14 protein-coding genes are annotated in these 15,193 nt (G+C 71.8%); 3 read left to right on the top strand and 11 right to left on the bottom strand.

Annotation, left to right across the window (positions count from 1 at the left end; genetic code table 11):
• Positions 1-5: 5 nt before the first annotated feature.
• The 11 genes from ABD774_RS11410 to ABD774_RS11460 form a co-directional block, all read right to left on the bottom strand.
• Positions 6-1,109: a hypothetical protein gene (locus tag ABD774_RS11410; protein ID WP_345041143.1), complete on the bottom strand. Its 1,104-nt coding sequence runs from the start codon at positions 1,107-1,109 to the stop codon at positions 6-8.
• A gap of 100 nt (positions 1,110-1,209) precedes the next feature.
• Positions 1,210-2,529, bottom strand: a complete 1,320-nt coding sequence (locus ABD774_RS11415; RefSeq protein WP_345041145.1) for an extracellular solute-binding protein — start codon at positions 2,527-2,529, stop codon at positions 1,210-1,212.
• 113 nt (positions 2,530-2,642) lie between these two features.
• Entirely contained in the window at positions 2,643-3,275 is a 633-nt protein-coding gene (locus ABD774_RS11420) for a class II aldolase/adducin family protein (protein WP_345041148.1), read from the bottom strand.
• Positions 3,272-4,612 carry a 3-oxo-tetronate kinase gene (gene otnK, locus ABD774_RS11425; RefSeq protein ID WP_345041150.1) on the bottom strand — a complete coding sequence of 447 codons (1,341 nt, stop codon included), beginning with the start codon at positions 4,610-4,612 and terminating at the stop codon, positions 3,272-3,274. The genes ABD774_RS11420 and otnK overlap by 4 nt, the downstream gene beginning before the upstream one ends.
• Complete coding sequence (locus tag ABD774_RS11430; protein WP_345041153.1) at positions 4,599-5,351, bottom strand: FadR/GntR family transcriptional regulator; 753 nt, start codon at positions 5,349-5,351, stop codon at positions 4,599-4,601. Before ABD774_RS11430 ends, otnK begins: the two co-directional genes overlap by 14 nt.
• Complete coding sequence (locus tag ABD774_RS11435) at positions 5,351-6,196, bottom strand: sugar phosphate isomerase/epimerase family protein (RefSeq protein WP_345041155.1); 846 nt, start codon at positions 6,194-6,196, stop codon at positions 5,351-5,353. Before ABD774_RS11435 ends, ABD774_RS11430 begins: the two co-directional genes overlap by 1 nt.
• A gap of 80 nt (positions 6,197-6,276) precedes the next feature.
• Positions 6,277-7,329, bottom strand: coding sequence for an isocitrate/isopropylmalate dehydrogenase family protein (locus tag ABD774_RS11440; RefSeq protein ID WP_345041158.1), 1,053 nt, complete (start codon positions 7,327-7,329; stop codon positions 6,277-6,279).
• 1 nt (position 7,330) lies between these two features.
• The gene (locus ABD774_RS11445) at positions 7,331-8,017 is read right to left on the bottom strand and encodes an aspartate/glutamate racemase family protein (protein WP_345041160.1); all 687 of its coding nucleotides are present in this window, start codon (positions 8,015-8,017) and stop codon (positions 7,331-7,333) included.
• Positions 8,014-9,111 carry a Gfo/Idh/MocA family protein gene (locus ABD774_RS11450; protein ID WP_345041162.1) on the bottom strand — a complete coding sequence of 366 codons (1,098 nt, stop codon included), beginning with the start codon at positions 9,109-9,111 and terminating at the stop codon, positions 8,014-8,016. Before ABD774_RS11450 ends, ABD774_RS11445 begins: the two co-directional genes overlap by 4 nt.
• Positions 9,108-9,971 carry a DUF6282 family protein gene (locus ABD774_RS11455; RefSeq protein WP_345041165.1) on the bottom strand — a complete coding sequence of 288 codons (864 nt, stop codon included), beginning with the start codon at positions 9,969-9,971 and terminating at the stop codon, positions 9,108-9,110. The genes ABD774_RS11450 and ABD774_RS11455 overlap by 4 nt, the downstream gene beginning before the upstream one ends.
• A 195-nt stretch (positions 9,972-10,166) precedes the next feature.
• Positions 10,167-11,243 carry an NAD(P)/FAD-dependent oxidoreductase gene (locus ABD774_RS11460; RefSeq protein WP_345041167.1) on the bottom strand — a complete coding sequence of 359 codons (1,077 nt, stop codon included), beginning with the start codon at positions 11,241-11,243 and terminating at the stop codon, positions 10,167-10,169.
• Positions 11,244-11,491: 248 nt separating this feature from the next.
• On the opposite strand from ABD774_RS11460, the gene ABD774_RS11465 reads away from it, so the two are divergent.
• From ABD774_RS11465 to adhE, 3 genes are all read left to right on the top strand, one after another.
• The gene (locus ABD774_RS11465; RefSeq protein WP_345041169.1) at positions 11,492-11,614 is read left to right on the top strand and encodes a hypothetical protein; all 123 of its coding nucleotides are present in this window, start codon (positions 11,492-11,494) and stop codon (positions 11,612-11,614) included.
• Positions 11,614-12,138, top strand: coding sequence for an MSMEG_6728 family protein (locus tag ABD774_RS11470; RefSeq protein ID WP_345041172.1), 525 nt, complete (start codon positions 11,614-11,616; stop codon positions 12,136-12,138). Before ABD774_RS11465 ends, ABD774_RS11470 begins: the two co-directional genes overlap by 1 nt.
• A gap of 175 nt (positions 12,139-12,313) precedes the next feature.
• On the top strand, positions 12,314-14,986 hold the full coding sequence (gene adhE / locus ABD774_RS11475; RefSeq protein WP_425554536.1) for a bifunctional acetaldehyde-CoA/alcohol dehydrogenase: 2,673 nt from the start codon (positions 12,314-12,316) through the stop codon (positions 14,984-14,986).
• Positions 14,987-15,193: the final 207 nt, after the last annotated feature.

The raw sequence follows: 15,193 nt of genomic DNA on the forward strand, positions 1-15,193 counted from the left end.
AGGTCTCAGGCCCGGACGCCGTGCGCGTCCACATCCACGCCCGCGGCGGCCGGCGCGCTACCGGTCAGCCGGGCCACGTGCCGGAAGAACGCCTGCTTGCGCGGCGTCGTCAGCCCCCAGTTGACCGGCGGGCACTGGAAGCCGTCGTGGTAGTCCCCGCCGGCGCCGGGGTCGAAGTAGCCCCACGACGCATAGTTCTCGACCGCCGTGTAGAGGTGGTTGGGCCGGTCGTCGAAGTCGAAGTGGTTGTCCTCGTTGACGACGACCGGGATCGGCCGGTGGCGCGTCAGGTCGCGCACCGCCCGGATCTGCGCCTCGAAGTCGGCGGTTCCGTGGATCTCGTTGCCGTGGATGAGGGCGACGTCGACGACGTCGATCAGCTCCTGCGGGGGCACGATCCCGAACTGCGGGACGCCGGCATAGCTGGCAGCCAGGGGCAGGGCCGTCGTCGTGGCGGCCCGGAGCTCCTTGATGAAGGAGACCATGCCGCGGGGCGTGAGCAGGTCGTGGGTGTAGCGGGGGACGTTGCACTCGTTGGCGATCTCGACGATGACGTTGCGACGGTCGTTGTCGTCGAGCCAGCCGATGACGTTCTCGGCCGCCCGACGCACCGCGTCCTCGTCCTCCAGCCGGTGGTCCTGGCCGAAGTAGAACAGGCCCAGGATCACGACCATGCCCAGCCTGTCCGCCTCGTCGAGGATGCGGCCTAGCCGGTCGAGCCACTCGGGACGCAACGAGCCGTCCCGGTGGTACGCCGAGACGTTCCAGGGCTGATCGAGGGGCACGATGCCGCCGGGGGCGGAGCGGCTGCCACGCACGGGGTTCCCGCACTGGAGGTTGAGGGTGAGACCGAGCAGACCCTGCGCGCGCCACACCGGCATCTGCTCCAGGAACTCATGAACGTTGCGCTCTGCGTCCCAAACCCCGGTGTCCGGGTAGGCCCAACGGGCCCGGGTGTCCTCGTTCAGATCGTCGAACAATCCCATCACGAGACGGGCGTTGAACAGCAGGCCCTCCACGGGCCTGCCCTCGAACGAGACTCCCTCGTACGTGGGGCGCCTGTTCAAGAGGAAGCGCTCCTCCTGCAGCTCCAGGTGCGTCGTCGCCATGCTGAGCTCCTTTCGAGTGCGGTATCCCGTCGGGTCCGCGTCGGTCGCGTCTGGACGGGCCGCCGGTCAGGCCGGGCGGGCCTGACCGGCGGCCGGCGGCTCACCGGGCGCCGCGGTCCAGCTCGGTCTGCATGCGCTCCTGCGCCTTCGCGATCGCGTCGTCGATCGGCTGCCCGGACTCCAGCACCTCGGAGTACATGTCCCACAGGACGCCGCCCGGCTTCTCGTCCCGGATCACGGTCCAGAACGGCGACGGCGCCTGGGAGGTGTGCGCGTGCTCCTCGATGACCTCGGTGAAGGTGGTCTTCCACTCGGCGTCGGTCCAGAACTCGGAGGCCATGACCGCGCGGTTGGTGCTCGGGAAACCGGTCGTCTCCGAGATCCGCTGCATGTTCTCGTCGCGGCTGAGGAACGCGATCCACTCCACCGACGCCTCGACGTTGTCCGAGCCCTGCAGGACTCCCCAGTACCCGGAGCCGGAGTAGGTGGCCCTGTTCTCAGGCCCCTGCGCCGGCGGGGCCACCGCCCACTTGCCGTCGAGCTCGGGGTAGTCACGCTCCAGCGTCGCGATGTCCGACCCGCTGGCCCCGCCGAGGATCGCGATGCGCCCGGAGCGGAACTCCGCCATCGGGTCGAAGGTGGGGGACATGAAGTCCTCCGGCACCACGCCGTCCTCGACCAGGCCGCGGAGCCAGGTGAGGGTCTCGCGCATCTCGGGGGTGTCGAGGTTGGCGGCGGTGCCGTCCTCGGACATGTACTCCTCGCCAGTCTGCCAGTAGTAGGGGATCAGCCCCTGGACCACGTCGACCCCGCCGAAGGAGAACCCGGTGACGTCGCCTTCGGTGAGCGCGGCGGCGTACTCCTCGATCTCCTCCCAGGTGGCCGGCGGCTCCGTGAGGCCGGCGTCCTCGAGGAGGTCGGTGCGGTAGAGCATCGGCCGGATGTCGACCCGCCAGGGGATGCCGTAGAACTCGTCCTGCCACTGCCCGTCCACCATCATCGACGAGAAGAACCGCTCGTCGAGGTCCGGCCAGTACTCGTCCTTGTACTCGGTGATCGGCATCGGGCCGGCCTTGCCGCCGCCCAGCGGCGCGTAGGTGGTGAGCTGGAACATGTCGGCGGCGTCGGGCGCGTCGCCGCCCTGCGAGACGAGCAGCCAGCGGTCGCGGGCCTGGGCGAAGTCGATGAGCTCGACCTCGACGGCTGTCCCTGTCTCCTGCTCGAACTCGTCGGCCAGCTCCTCGACGAGCGCCCGCCACTGGGCCGGGTCGCCGTAGATCTGGCTCCAGAATTCGATGCTCCCGCTCCCGCCCGCATCGCTGCTGGCGGCCGACCCCGGGTCCCCGGGAGAGCTCGCGCAGGCTGCGAGCATCGAGAGCCCCGCGGCTCCGGCGAGGATCTGTACGCTGCGTCGTCTCATGTAGACCACTCCTTTGTGTCCGGTCCGACCTGTCATACAGGCTGCCAGCCTGCCAGGAACACTGTCAAGCATGTCCCAAAAGGTCTTGTCATCTTCAGGGGTTGGCAGTGCGCTCAGCGACGGCTGGGGTCGCCGCCGTCTCGCACGGGGTCGCACGGTACCGGGACGAGACTGACGTCGCGCCCCTCGAGGAGGAAGAACAGCCGGGCCGTCTCCTCGAGCTCCTCGACGGCGTCGACGGCGGAGGCGAGGTCGGTCCCGGCGACCACCGGACCGTGGTTGGCCAGCAGCAAGGCATGGTGGTCCACCGCGAGCTCGCGGACGGGCCCTTCCATCGCCCGGTCACCCGGTGCGTGGTACGGCACCAGCGGCAGCCGGCCGACCCGCATCGTGTAGTACGCCGTCAGCGGTGGCAGCACGTCCGACGGGTCGGCGTGCCGCAGGCAGGACACGGCGACCGCGTAGGTGCTGTGGAGGTGGACCACGGCACCGGCGCCGGGTCGGGCCCGGTAGATCGCCTCGTGCAGGAACGCCTCCTTCGTCGGCGGCGGCCCCTGCGCCTCCCCGGTGCGCAGGTCGATGAGGCAGATGTCCTCCCGGGTGAGGGACCCGAGGCTAACCCCGGACGCGGTGAGGTGGACGGTGTCGCCCACGCGCACGCTGATGTTGCCGGTCCGGCCCGACGTCAGCCGGCGGGCGAACAACGAACGCCCGATCTCCACGATGCTCGCCGCAGCGTCCGTCACGGGTGCCCCGTCCCCGTCGTGGCGGCCCGGTGGAGCAGGTCCGCGCGACCGAAGTTTCCCGACTTGAGCAGCAGCGCGAGCGGCCGCTCATCCGGCGTTAGCAACCACGGGACGCCGGGGTCCTCCTCGTGCCCGACGAGCGCGGACTCGACCCCGAGGCGCTGGATGACGGCACCCGACGTCTCACCCCCGGCGACCACGATCCGGTGCGCGCCACGTTCGCGGGCCACCCGTGCAAGATCACCGAGGACGTCCTCGAAGACCTCGGCGGTCCGTGCGCCGAACACCTTGGCCGCGGCCGCGCGCTCCTCGGGCCCGGCTGAGGAGTACAGGAGGACCGGACCCTTGCCGAGGTGGTCGGTCAGCCAGGCGGTCGCCCGTGCCCGCAACTCCTCGGCGCCCGGGGTGACGAGCGGGTCGAGCCGGTGGGAGGGCATGCGCTCCCGGGCGTACGCGAGCTGTTCCATCGTGGCCCGCGAGCAGCTTCCGGCCAGGACGACGGCCGGCCCGGCCGGCAGCCCCACATCCGCCCGTCCGGCTCCGGGGGCCGGCCCGGCCTCGGCCGAGACGCCGTCCGGGGCGAGCGCGGCGGCGAGGCCGGCCGCTCCGGTGAGCACGGGGAGATGCTGAGTGGCGGCGGCGATGACGCGCAGGTCCGCATCGTCGATCGCGTCGGTGACCACGTGCCGCACGCCGTCGGCCTCGAGCGCGTCCAGTCGTTCGCGCACCGCCGCGGGCCCCGACCGGACCACGGAGTGCGGCAGCAGTGCGACGTGGTGCGGAGTCTGTCGGCCCAGCACGCGGACGAGGTCAGAGTCGGTCATCGGGGTGAGCGGGTGGTGCCGCATCGGTGACTCGGAGAGCAGCTGGTCGTGCACGAACAACTGGCCGCCGTAGACCGTGCGGCCGTGCACCGGGGAGCCGGGGCAGATGACGGTCAGCCGGGCACCGGAGCGGTCCAGCAGCGCGTCGGTGACCGGGCCGATGTTGCCGGAGTCCGTGGAGTCGAACGTGGAGCAGTACTTGTGGAACACCCGCTGCACGCCCAGCTCGTCGAACCAGTCCGCCGCCTCCAGCGACCACGCGACGGCGTCGGCGGCCGGCGCGGTCCGGGACTTCAGCGCCACCACGACCGCGTCCGCCCCCGCAGGTGCGCTCCGGTCACCGGGGACGCCCCCGAACAGGATCGCTGGGCGGAACCCGGACCGCCGCAGAGCGGTGGCGACGTCCGTGGCACCGGTGTAGTCGTCGGCGACGCACCCGAGCAGCACCCGCGACGGCGCGTCCACCTCGGTCGCGTCCCGCCCCGCCTCGTGCCGGACGTCAGTCGGACGCACGGCTGAGCTCCGCGGCGCCCTGGCGACCCTTCTGCATGGTGGCCCAGTGGGCCGCCACGTCGTCGAGGTGCCTCTCCATCGCCTGCTCCGCGGCGTCGCAGTCCCGCCGGAGGACGGCGTCGAGGATGCGCTGGTGGAACTCCGCCGCGTGCCGCGCCCGGCTCGGCGAGAGCACCGCGCCCCGGCGCGCCTCGATGAGGACGCCGTGGAGCGAGTCCAGCACGACCACGTAGAGCGGGTTGTGGGTGGCCACGGCGAGCTGCCGGTGGAAGTTGACGTCGAGCTTGGCGGCGGTCTCCGGGGACGCCACCGCAGCCGTCATCTGCTCGTGGGTCCGGCGGATCTCCTCGAGGTCCTCGTCCGAGGCGCGCTCGCAGGCCAGGCGCACGACCTGGAGCTCGAGCAGGTGCCGCACCTCGTGCACCTGCTGGTAGTCGAGGCCGCCGTGGATCCGCAGGAAGAGACTCAGCGCGTCGCTCACCAGCTCGGAGCTGACGTTGCCCACGCGCAGACCGACGCCGGAGCGGGTCTCGATCACTCCCCTCGCCACGAGGGAGCTCACCGCCTCACGGACGACGGTCCGCGAGACGCCGAACTCCTCCCCGAGCTCGCGCGCCGAGGGCAGCGGCTCACCCGGGCTCATGCCGGCGGCGAGAATCTTGTTGAGGATCTGCTCGGCGACCTGCTCCGCGAGCGTGGGCCCGGGCAGGATGCGGGTCGATCCGGGGTTCTGCGGCATCAGCGTTCTCCTTGCCCGACGAGACTGAGCGAGCTGACGAACTGGTACGACAGCTCGGCCGTCCGATCACCGCGGTCCTGGGCGTGCTCGAGCGTGATCCAGCCGCGGTAGCCCAGGCGGTCCAGGACCGCGACGACGTCGGGGAACGGCATGTCCCCCGTCCCCGGGCTGCCCCTGCCCGTGTCGCCGAACTGCACGTGCTCGAGCAGCGGTCCGGCCGACTCGAACGCCTCCACCGCGGAGCCCTCGGTCAGCGCGAGGTGGTAGGTGTCGCCGATGACGCCGATGTTGGCGCGGCCGGTCGCGGCGATGAGCGTGCGGGCGTCGTCGATCGTGTTCACCAGATCGGTCGAGGCCCGGTTCTGGGGCTCGACGAGCAGGCGCACACCTCGCTCGTCGCCGTAGTCGGCGAGCTCGCGCAGCATCCTTGCCGTCTGCTCCATCCGGTCCCGCGGGTCGACCGTCCGGTCGGGCGCGTTGTCCAGGATCCGCCCCAGCGAGACGCGGGTGCCCAGCACCGCGGCGCGGTCGACGAGCGTGCGCAGCTGGCCGAGAACCGCCTCGCGAGCCGCGGGTTCCACCTCGCACATGCTCGCCCCGCCGGCCGCCAATGGGCCGGTGGCGAGCGCGGCCACGGCGAGTCCGACGCCGGACAGCTCCCTGACCAGTCGCTCCGCGTCGAGCTTCGCAGGCGAGGCCACCTGGAGCTCCACGCCGTCGTACCCGATGTCGGCCAGCCGCCGGATCGCCTCGGCGAACGGGCCGTCGTAGGCGAACTCCTGGCGCTCATCGGCCTCCGGCGACATCACCGTGTAGGCCAGGCGGACCCCCCGTGGTGCGTTCACTCCGCCCACTCCTTCCACTTCTGCTTCCCTGTCGGTCTCTGCCCGCCGGCTGACGATGCCGCCGCCCGGGGCTTCTCGGCTCATGCCTGCGCCGGTGACGGCGCGGCCGCCCGGACGGCCTCGACGACGGCGTCCGCGACGTCCGTGGTGGTGGCCGTCCCACCGAGGTCCGGCGTGCGGACTCTTGTCAGAGCGGTCTCGACGGCCGCCTCCACGGCGTCGGCGGCGGCGGCGTCACCGAGGTGACGGATCATCATCGCGCCCGAGAGGATGAGGCCGACGGGGTTGGCCCGCCCGGTTCCGGCGATGTCCGGCGCGGCGCCGTGGCACGCCTCGAAGACGGCGACGCTCTCTCCGAAGTTGGCGCCCGGGCCGAGACCGATGCTGCCGGTCACCCCGGCGGCGACGTCCGAGAGGATGTCGCCGTACTGGTTGTCGAGCAGGACCACGGCTCGCGGGACCGCCCCACGGACGATCGCCTGGCCGAGGGCGTCCACCATCATGTCCTGGAGCTCCACCTCCGGGTACTGGCGGGCGACCTCCTGCACGACCTCGAGCTCGAGGCCGTCGGTGAGGTTCAGAACGTTGGCCTTGTGCCCGAGAATGACGCGGCCGTACCCCTGCTCGACGGCGAGCCGGAACGAGAAGTGCGCGATCCGCTCCCACGCCCCTCTCGTCACGACCTTGACGGCCTGGGCGACGTCGTCGCCGATCCTGTACTCGATGCCCGAGTAGGTCCCCTCGGAGACCTCGCGGACGATGAGGAAGTCCAGGTCCGGGCCCGACGAGATGCCCGGCAGGCTCTGGATGGGCCGGACGTTCGCGAAGAGATCCAGCTCGCGCCGCACGGCGTTGTTGATGCTGGGATAGACGCGGTCGCCGTCCGGCCGGACCTTGACGATCCGACCCGTGCGGCGCGGCGCCACCAGCGGAGCCTTGAGCGCAGCACCGAGGCGCCGGATCCCGGCGACGGCGGCATCGGGCAGGGGGTCGTGCTCACCACCGGGGATGAGGTGACCGACGGGGATGTACTCGTAGCTCAGGTACGGCGCTGCGGCGCTGAGCACCCGGACCGTCGCCTCCGTGATCTCCGGTCCGATCCCGTCCCCGGGGATGATTCCTACCGTTGCCATCTCACGCTTCCTTCGTCGAATGGATGATCTGTGCGTCGGTCTCGTCCGTCGCACCGAGGCGACGCCGGAGCTCCGTGGCGGCCGCCCGTGCCCCCTCGTGCACGGGCACCCCGAGGCGTTCGGTCAGGGGCCCGGCGGCCGCGGCGAGCGAGTACTGGGCGAGGAGGATCTCGCTCGCGCCGGCGGCGACCGCCCGCGCCACCTGGTCGTGCATGCCGGCCGCCAGGACGTCGCCCGTCGCACCGGGGGCCGGCTCGACGAGCACCCGGTGGATGACGGCCGTCGCCGTGCCGGGCTGCGCCCCGAGCTGCGCCTCGGCCGGCGCGAACGCCGTCTCGGTCGACGCGACGAGCGCGACCGCCGCGGGCCTGCCCCGCGCGGCGGCGCGGAACATCTCGGCGTCGGGCCTGACGACCGGGGCGTCCCACCGGAGCTCGGCGGCGTCCGCCAGCTCGGAGTAGCTGGAGCAGGTCACCAGGACACCGGCGGCTCCGCCGTCGAGCAGCACGTCGACCAGCCCGAGGAACCGCCGCCTCAGCCGGCCGGTGAGCGTGCCGGCCTCCTGGAGGTCGGGCAGCAGCCGATCGTCGAGGAGGTGCCACTGCTCGGCCTCGGGCAGGACCTCGCGAAGAGCCCGCTCCGCCGGGCCCCGGGCCAGCGGCGTGGCATGGACGAGACCGATCCTCATGGCGTCACCCGTCCCGTCGCGCGCACGCCCACCGGGATGGTGGCGTCGATCTCCGCGCGTCCTAGCGTCCGACCGCTGTCCACGGACTCGTAGGCGGCGAGCACCAGGCGCATCGTGGACAGGTTGTCGTAGATGTCCGTCTCGAACGGTGCGCCGGTGATGATGCCCCGTGCGAAGGCACGGATCGCCCGCGCATAGCTGGCGACGTAGGGGTCGGCCTCCGGGGGCACGACGTCCACCCGCCGGGTCGCCGAGTCCTCCGTGACGATGCGCAGCTCCCCGGAGGCCGAGACGAAGGCCGTGCCCGCCGTTCCCTCCACGACGACGCTCTCGCTGAGCAGCGGGGGGTCCTCGCGCCCCTTGGAGGCGTAGCTCCGGTCGACCACCGCGGTCGCCCCGGGGTAGCCGAGCACCACCGTTGCGACGTCCTCGCCGCGGACCCGGTCGCTGACCCGGTGGGCCCTCGCGTAGAGCACGTCGGGCTCGCCGAGCAGGTAACGGGTGACATCGAGCTGGTGGATGACCGACTCGAGGATTAAGAACCGGTCCATCTCCGCGAAGAAGGGCTGACGCGCCAGGCTGAACGGCGTGTCGGGGTGTTGCGGCGTGGTCACGGTGCCCGCGAACCGCGCGGACGAGCTGAGGTGGAAGACGGTGCCGAGCTCGTCGCCGTCGATGCGTCTGCGCAGCTCGCGGAACCAGCTCCGGTACCGCCAGTTCTCGTGGATCATCAGCCGTCCCGGACCTGCGACAGCGGCGTCGTAGATCCGCGCGATGTCCTCGCGCGTGTCTGCCACGGGCTTCTGGCACAGCACATGGATCCCGGAGGCGAGCGCGTGCTCGACGATCTCGGCGTGGGCGTGGGCGGGCGTGATGACGTCGAGGGCGTCGACGGCTCCGGAGTCCACCAGCTCGTGCACGTTGCCGCCGCTGCGCGGGACTCCGTACTCCCGGGCCCGTCGCTCGGCTCGCTCGGGCACCGCATCGACGATGTGGACCACGTCGCAGCCGGGCAGTCGCCGCCAGCCGGCGAGGTGGTGGGAGCTCGCGTTGCCCGCGCCCACCACACCGATCCGCAGACGTCTCCGGGTCATGCCGGCACCTCCCAGCCAAGCAGTTCCGCGGCGGTGGTCAGGCCCATGAGGGTCAGCTCCGCCTCGCTGATGCCTTCGTCGAGGAGCTGTTCGGCGAATCGCCGGAACCCCTCCGGCGGCACCGGGTTGTGGGGCTGCCCGAGGTCGCTGCCGAGCACGTTGCGCCCGACGCCCACGGCCCCGATCCGGGCAACCATCCCGGGCAGGTCCACGTCCGAGATCTCCCGCCGGGGCACCACCCGCTCCATCACCGCGCCGCGTCGCGCGAGGTCGCTCTGGAGCGACACGGGCATGTCGACGTGCCTGTGGTCGGGGTGGCTGACCACGAACCGCTCGACGCCGTGCTCGACGGCGGCGTCGAAGAGCGCGACGACCTCGTCGGGGGCGAGGTGGCCCGAGCACACCACCTGGTCATGGTCGGCGGCCAGCCGGAGGACGTCGTGAACGTCCGGCGTCAGGGCCCCGCCGCTGCCCCAGATCGAGACGGCTGGGCCACCAGCCCCGGTCCTCCGGCGCTCGTTCTCAGAGTCCTGGGTGGGAAACCAGATCACCTTGCCGCCCGCGCGGGCCGAGGCCTCGACGGCCTCCGGGTTGATGCCGCCGGCGGCCCGGTTCATGGCTATCCCCCCGGACACCCGAAGGCCCGGCTGCACGCGCTCGAGCACGGACGCGGTCCCCACGGTGCTGAGCGTGTGGGACTTGAGCACCATCCCCACGATCCCGTGCGCGTGCGCCGCTGCGGCGATGTCGAAGGCATCGCACCTGCGTGGCCGGGAGTCCGGCCCCGGGTGGACGTGGAAGTCAACGAGGAGGGCCTGCCTGGTCGCGGACGGCGAACGGCGTTGCTGCTCCAGGTCCACGTCTTCCCTCCCCGTCGAGGATGCCGCCAGCACACCTGACAGCCTGTATGACAGGCAGGCTAGCGCACTGGAAGGGCGCGGGGCAATGTGGGCGCCGGACGCCCGGACGAAGCGAGAGCTATGTCGTACACGGGCGGCTGAGGAGAGTGGGCCAGCAGGGGCTGCCTGTCCGAACCCTCAGCTTCAAGGGGCAGGTCAGCTCACGTTGCCCTTGAGCAGGCGGTGCCAGTAGATCTGCGGCTCGAGGTAGCGGTCGAAGACGAAGGTGCTACGGCGCGGCCGCGCGAGGTCCGGCGTGCTGACAGTCGGCTGGGGCCTGCCGTCACGGTCGAACTCCGCCAGGAGCAGCTCGCGCCGGTTGGTGGTGACGGGGGCGACGGAGTAGCCGTCGTAGTGGCGCATCGTCCGCCGGGCCCGCTGGGCGGCGATGTTGTGCGCGACCACGGGGACCTGCTTGCGCAGCGCTCCGCCGGACGGGAGCGTGTCCACGGTGGCGACGTCGCCCAGGCCCCAAACCCGCGGGTGCGTCCGGTGCCGGAGGGTGCGCGGGTCGACGGCGAGGAACCCGCCGGCGTCGTCGGTGCTGAGGTCGCTGTCGGCGACCCAGTCCGGGGCGCGGTGGGGCGGGGCGAGGTACAGGGCGTCGTACGCCAGCTCGTCGGTGCCCTCGGCGGACTGCACCCGGAGCGTCTGGGAGACCGCGAAGACGGCCTCGACGGTCGTCCTCGTCCGGACGCGGACGCCGTAGGCGTCGGCCGCCGCGCGAAGCTCACGGTCGGCGTCGTCGTGGTTGACGAGCCTGGTCCCCTCGACGAGGAGCTCGATCTCGATGTGGTCCAGGTTGCCGGCGCGGCGCCAGTGGTCCGCGGCCATGAAGAGCGGCTTGAGACCGACCGGAGCGCACGGGACGTGCCGCTCGGAGATGACGAAGACCGCCCGTCCGGCCGTCAGCGAGGACAGCATGGCCCAGGTCTTCTCGGCCATCTCCGGCAGGTAGTTGGTGGCCGCCGCCGGGGTGGCGACCGCCTCCTCGGCACCGGTGATGGCGTCCCAGTCGACGCGCGAGCCGGGGCACACAGCGACGTCGTTGTAGTGCAGCTCCCGCCCGGCGGAGAGGTGCACGACCGACCGGTCCGCCTCGATCGCCGTCACGTGGTCGGCGTACCAGGTGCACCCGTCCGGGATGCACTTGGTCTGGGCACGCGTCAGGTCCGCCATCGTCGCCATCCCGCCGCCGACGATCACGACGTCGTGGTGACGAGGGGCGTTCATGCCAGATCACGCTCCAGGTGCTCGAGGACCGGGAGATGCCACGGTAGGTGCGGGTGCGGTCAAGCGCCCGTCGGCGCCACGGACCACCAGGTCGCCGGGGCACCGCATGCCCCACCGCGGCTGCAGCGGCTTCCCGCAGCCTCCGGTGCGAACCTCGTGGCCAACACGTCAGCGCGTGCCGGATCTCCCCGCGCCGCCTAGCGTCGTGCTCTGCCGATGTGCGGCAAGGCCTCGGGAAGGAGTCGCTCATGCCGGAGGCGCGCGCCGTCCACCGGGTCCACGAGCAGCGGGTCTGCCACGACTGCGGCACGTCCGTCCGGACGGCCGAGGACAGCGCCCGCACCTTCTGCTCACGCTGCCGGGGGCGCTGATGCAGACGTTCGTCCCCTACAGCGACTTCGCGGCCACCGCGGGGGTGCTCGACGACAAGCGGCTGGGCAAGCAGCGCGTGGAGGTCATCCAGATCGTCCGCGCGCTGACGTGGCCGGACTACGCCTGGAAGTCGCACCCCGCCGTCCTCATGTGGAAAGAGCATGAGGAGGCGCTGGGCCGCTACGGGCTGACGATGTGCGAGGCCTGGACCGCGCGGGGCTTCGGCGACACCTGCGCGGACACGATCGCCACCGACCTCGCCGCCGCCGGCGTGACCGGCATCCGGAGCTATGAGGAGCTGCTGGCCGACGGCGCCCTGCCCGGCTGGCTCTTCGATCCCGAACTCCTCCGCAGCCACCGGTCGAACCTGATCCGCAAGGACCCCGCGCACTACCGACCGCTCTTTCCCGACGTGTCCGACGACCTGCCCTACGTGTGGCCGGTGCGGTCACCGGCGGTGCTCGAGCGCGAGCGCCGGAGACTGGAGAACATCGAGCGTCGGCGTCGCCGAGCGGAGTCCTGAGAACCCTCTCCCGCGCACCGCCGACCGCCCTTGTCGCGGGACCTTGGGCCGTGGGACCGAAGCCCGCCTTCGGCGCAATTTGCCCGACCTACGTTGGTCGCAGCAGGCCGGCGATCCGCGCCGGGCCGTCGAAGGAGCACCAGTGGACACCCCCGAGATCGACCAGCTCGTCGCGATGGGTCTCACGGCCCTCTCCCAGTACGCGGCGCTCACCCAGGAGGACGTCGACCGCATCGTCAGGAAGGCGTCCGTCGCGGCACTGAACCAGCACGGCGTCCTCGCCGAGGCGGCCGTCGCCGAGACCGGACGCGGCGTCTTCGAGGACAAGGCGACGAAGAACATCTTCGCGTGCGAGCACGTGACCTACTCGATGCGCGACCTGCGCACGGTCGGGGTCATCCACCGCGACGACCTCAAGGGCATCGTCGAGATCGCCGAGCCCGTCGGCGTCGTCGCGGCGGTCACCCCCGTCACCAACCCGACGTCGACCGCGATCTTCAAGGCCCTCATCTGCCTCAAGACCCGCAACCCCGTCATCTTCGCCTTCCACCCGGGCGCCCAGGAGTGCTCGGTGGCCGCCGCCCGCGTGGTGCGGGACGCCGCCGTCGCGGCGGGCGCCCCGGAGGGCTGCATCCAGTGGGTGAGCGAGCCCAGCATGGCCGCCACCGGGGCGCTCATGAACCACCCGGGGGTCTCGCTCATCCTGGCCACAGGGGGCAACTCGATGGTCCGGGCGGCCTACTCGTGCGGCAAGCCGGCCCTCGGCGTCGGCGCGGGCAACGTCCCCGCGTACGTGCACACGAGCGCCAACCTGGAGCGGGCCGCGACCGACCTGGTGATGTCGAAGTCCTTCGACAACGGCATGGTGTGTGCCTCGGAGCAGGCGGCCATCCTCGACGACGCCGTCTACGACCAGACCCTCGAGCACCTCGACCGGCTGCACGCCTACCGCGCCACCCCCGCCGAGAAGGCGATGCTCGAGGAGCTCATCTTCGGCGTCGGGGCGAACTCGGAGAACTGCGGCGAGGCGAAGCTCAACGCCTCCGTCGTCGGCAAGTCCCCGAGCTGGATCGCCCGCAGCGCCGGCTTCACCGTCCCCGAGGACACCTCGATCATCCTCGCCGAGGTCTCCGGCGTCGGGCCCCCCGAGCCGCTGACCCGGGAGAAGCTCTGCCCGGTCCTCGCCGTCGTGCGGGCCTCCTCGACCGAGGAGGGCATCACCCTGGCCGAGCGGATGGTCGAGCTGGACGGGCTGGGCCACTCGGCCGTGATCCACGCGAGCGACACCGAGCTGATCGAGCGCTTCGGCACCCGCGTCAAGGCCGTGCGCATCATCACGAACGCCCCGTCCTCGCTCGGCGGCATCGGGGACATCTACAACGCCTTCATCCCCTCGCTCACGCTCGGCTGCGGCTCCTACGGCCACAACTCGGTGTCCAACAACGTCTCGGCGGTGAACCTCATCAACGTCAAGCGCATCGGCCGGCGCACCAACAACCTCCAGTGGTTCAAGGTGCCCGCGAAGACCTACTTCGAGCCGCACGCCATCCGCTACCTCTACGACATGGAGGGCATCGACCGCGTGACGATCGTCACCGACGCGACGATGACGCGGCTGGGCTACGTCGACAAGATCCGCGACGTCCTGGACCGTCGGGCCCGGCCCGTCGCGCTCCAGGTCATCGACGACGTCGAGCCGGAGCCCTCGATCGGCACGGTGCGCCGCGGCGCGGAGTCGATGCGCTCCTTCCGCCCGGACACCATCATCGCCCTGGGCGGCGGCTCCCCGATGGACGCCGCCAAGGTGATGTGGCTGCTGTACGAGCACCCGGAGGTCCGGTTCGAGGACCTGCGCGAGAAGTACCTCGACGTGCGCAAGCGGGCGTTCCGCTTCCCCGCGCTCGGCGAGCTCGCCAAGCTCGTGTGCATCCCGACGTCGTCCGGGACCGGCGCCGAGGTGACCCCCTTCGCGGTGATCTCCGACCCGGCGACCGGGTACAAGTACCCGCTGGCCGACTACGCCCTGACCCCGTCGGTGGCGATCATCGACCCCGAGCTCACCGCCCGGATGCCCTCCAGCCTGGCCGCGGACTCCGGGTTCGACGCCCTGACCCACGCCACGGAGGCGTACGTCTCGGTCTACGCCAACGACTTCACCGACGCGCTGGCCCTCCACGCGATCAAGATGGTGTTCGACAACATCGCCATCTCGGTCAACGGCGAGCGTGACGGGCTCCCGGCGGCGTCGATCGGCAAGGCCCGCGAGCGCATGCACAACGCCTCGACCATCGCCGGCATGGCGTTCGGCAACGCCTTCCTCGGCGTGGTCCACGCCATGGCGCACACCGTGGGGTCCACCTACAACCAGGTCCACGGCCGCACGAACGCCGTCCTGCTGCCGCACGCGATCCGCTACAACGGCCAGGTCCCCACCAAGCTCAGCAACTGGCCCAAGTACGAGACCTACACCGCCCCCGAGCGCTTCCGGCAGATCGCCGCCCACCTCGGCCTGCCGGCCGCCACGCCGGAGGAGGCCGTCGAGGCCTACGCCCGGGCGGTGGAGGAGCTGCGCGCCTCGCTCGGCATGCCGGGCTCGTTCGCCCAGATGGGCATCGCGGAGGAGGCCTTCGTCCCCGCCCTGGACACCCTCGCCATGCGTGCCTTCGAGGACCAGTGCGCCCCGGCGAACCCGCGCCTGCCGATGGTCAGGGACATGAAGGACATGATGCAGGCGGCCTACTACGGCGTGCGCGTCGAGCAGGTCCGGCTCGACCGCGCCGCGGCCAGCCTCGCAGAGGAGGACGCCGACGCGTCCGCCGACCGGGTGGCAGCCCGGCCGCGGGCCTGACGCCCGCGGCGCGGACAGCCGCCTGAGGCGCGGACAGCCGCCTGAGGCGCGGCACCTGCCGGCGCGGCGGGCACCTCGGTGCCCGCCGCGCCGGTCCTGGCAAGGCTCGCCGCCCCGGTCAGGGCAGAGCTCGCCGCCCCGGTCAGGGCAGAGCTCGCCGCCCCGGTCAGGGCAGAGCTCGCCGCCCCGGTCAGGGCAGAGCTCGGC

It is taken from the genome of Georgenia daeguensis, from assembly GCF_039537705.1.
In the GTDB taxonomy this organism is placed as follows: Bacteria; Actinomycetota; Actinomycetes; order Actinomycetales; family Actinomycetaceae; genus Georgenia; species Georgenia daeguensis.

Coding starts and splice junctions, on each gene's coding strand:
- ABD774_RS11410 (WP_345041143.1), bottom strand. CDS start 1,109: ATGGCGACGACGCACCTGGAGCTGCAGGAGGAGCGCTTCCTCTTGAAC.
- ABD774_RS11415 (WP_345041145.1), bottom strand. CDS start 2,529: ATGAGACGACGCAGCGTACAGATCCTCGCCGGAGCCGCGGGGCTCTCG.
- ABD774_RS11430 (WP_345041153.1), bottom strand. CDS start 5,351: ATGCCGCAGAACCCCGGATCGACCCGCATCCTGCCCGGGCCCACGCTC.
- ABD774_RS11440 (WP_345041158.1), bottom strand. CDS start 7,329: ATGGCAACGGTAGGAATCATCCCCGGGGACGGGATCGGACCGGAGATC.
- ABD774_RS11445 (WP_345041160.1), bottom strand. CDS start 8,017: ATGAGGATCGGTCTCGTCCATGCCACGCCGCTGGCCCGGGGCCCGGCG.
- ABD774_RS11450 (WP_345041162.1), bottom strand. CDS start 9,111: ATGACCCGGAGACGTCTGCGGATCGGTGTGGTGGGCGCGGGCAACGCG.
- ABD774_RS11460 (WP_345041167.1), bottom strand. CDS start 11,243: ATGAACGCCCCTCGTCACCACGACGTCGTGATCGTCGGCGGCGGGATG.
- ABD774_RS11465 (WP_345041169.1), top strand. CDS start 11,492: ATGCCGGAGGCGCGCGCCGTCCACCGGGTCCACGAGCAGCGGGTCTGC.
- ABD774_RS11470 (WP_345041172.1), top strand. CDS start 11,614: ATGCAGACGTTCGTCCCCTACAGCGACTTCGCGGCCACCGCGGGGGTG.
- adhE (WP_425554536.1), top strand. CDS start 12,314: ATGGGTCTCACGGCCCTCTCCCAGTACGCGGCGCTCACCCAGGAGGAC.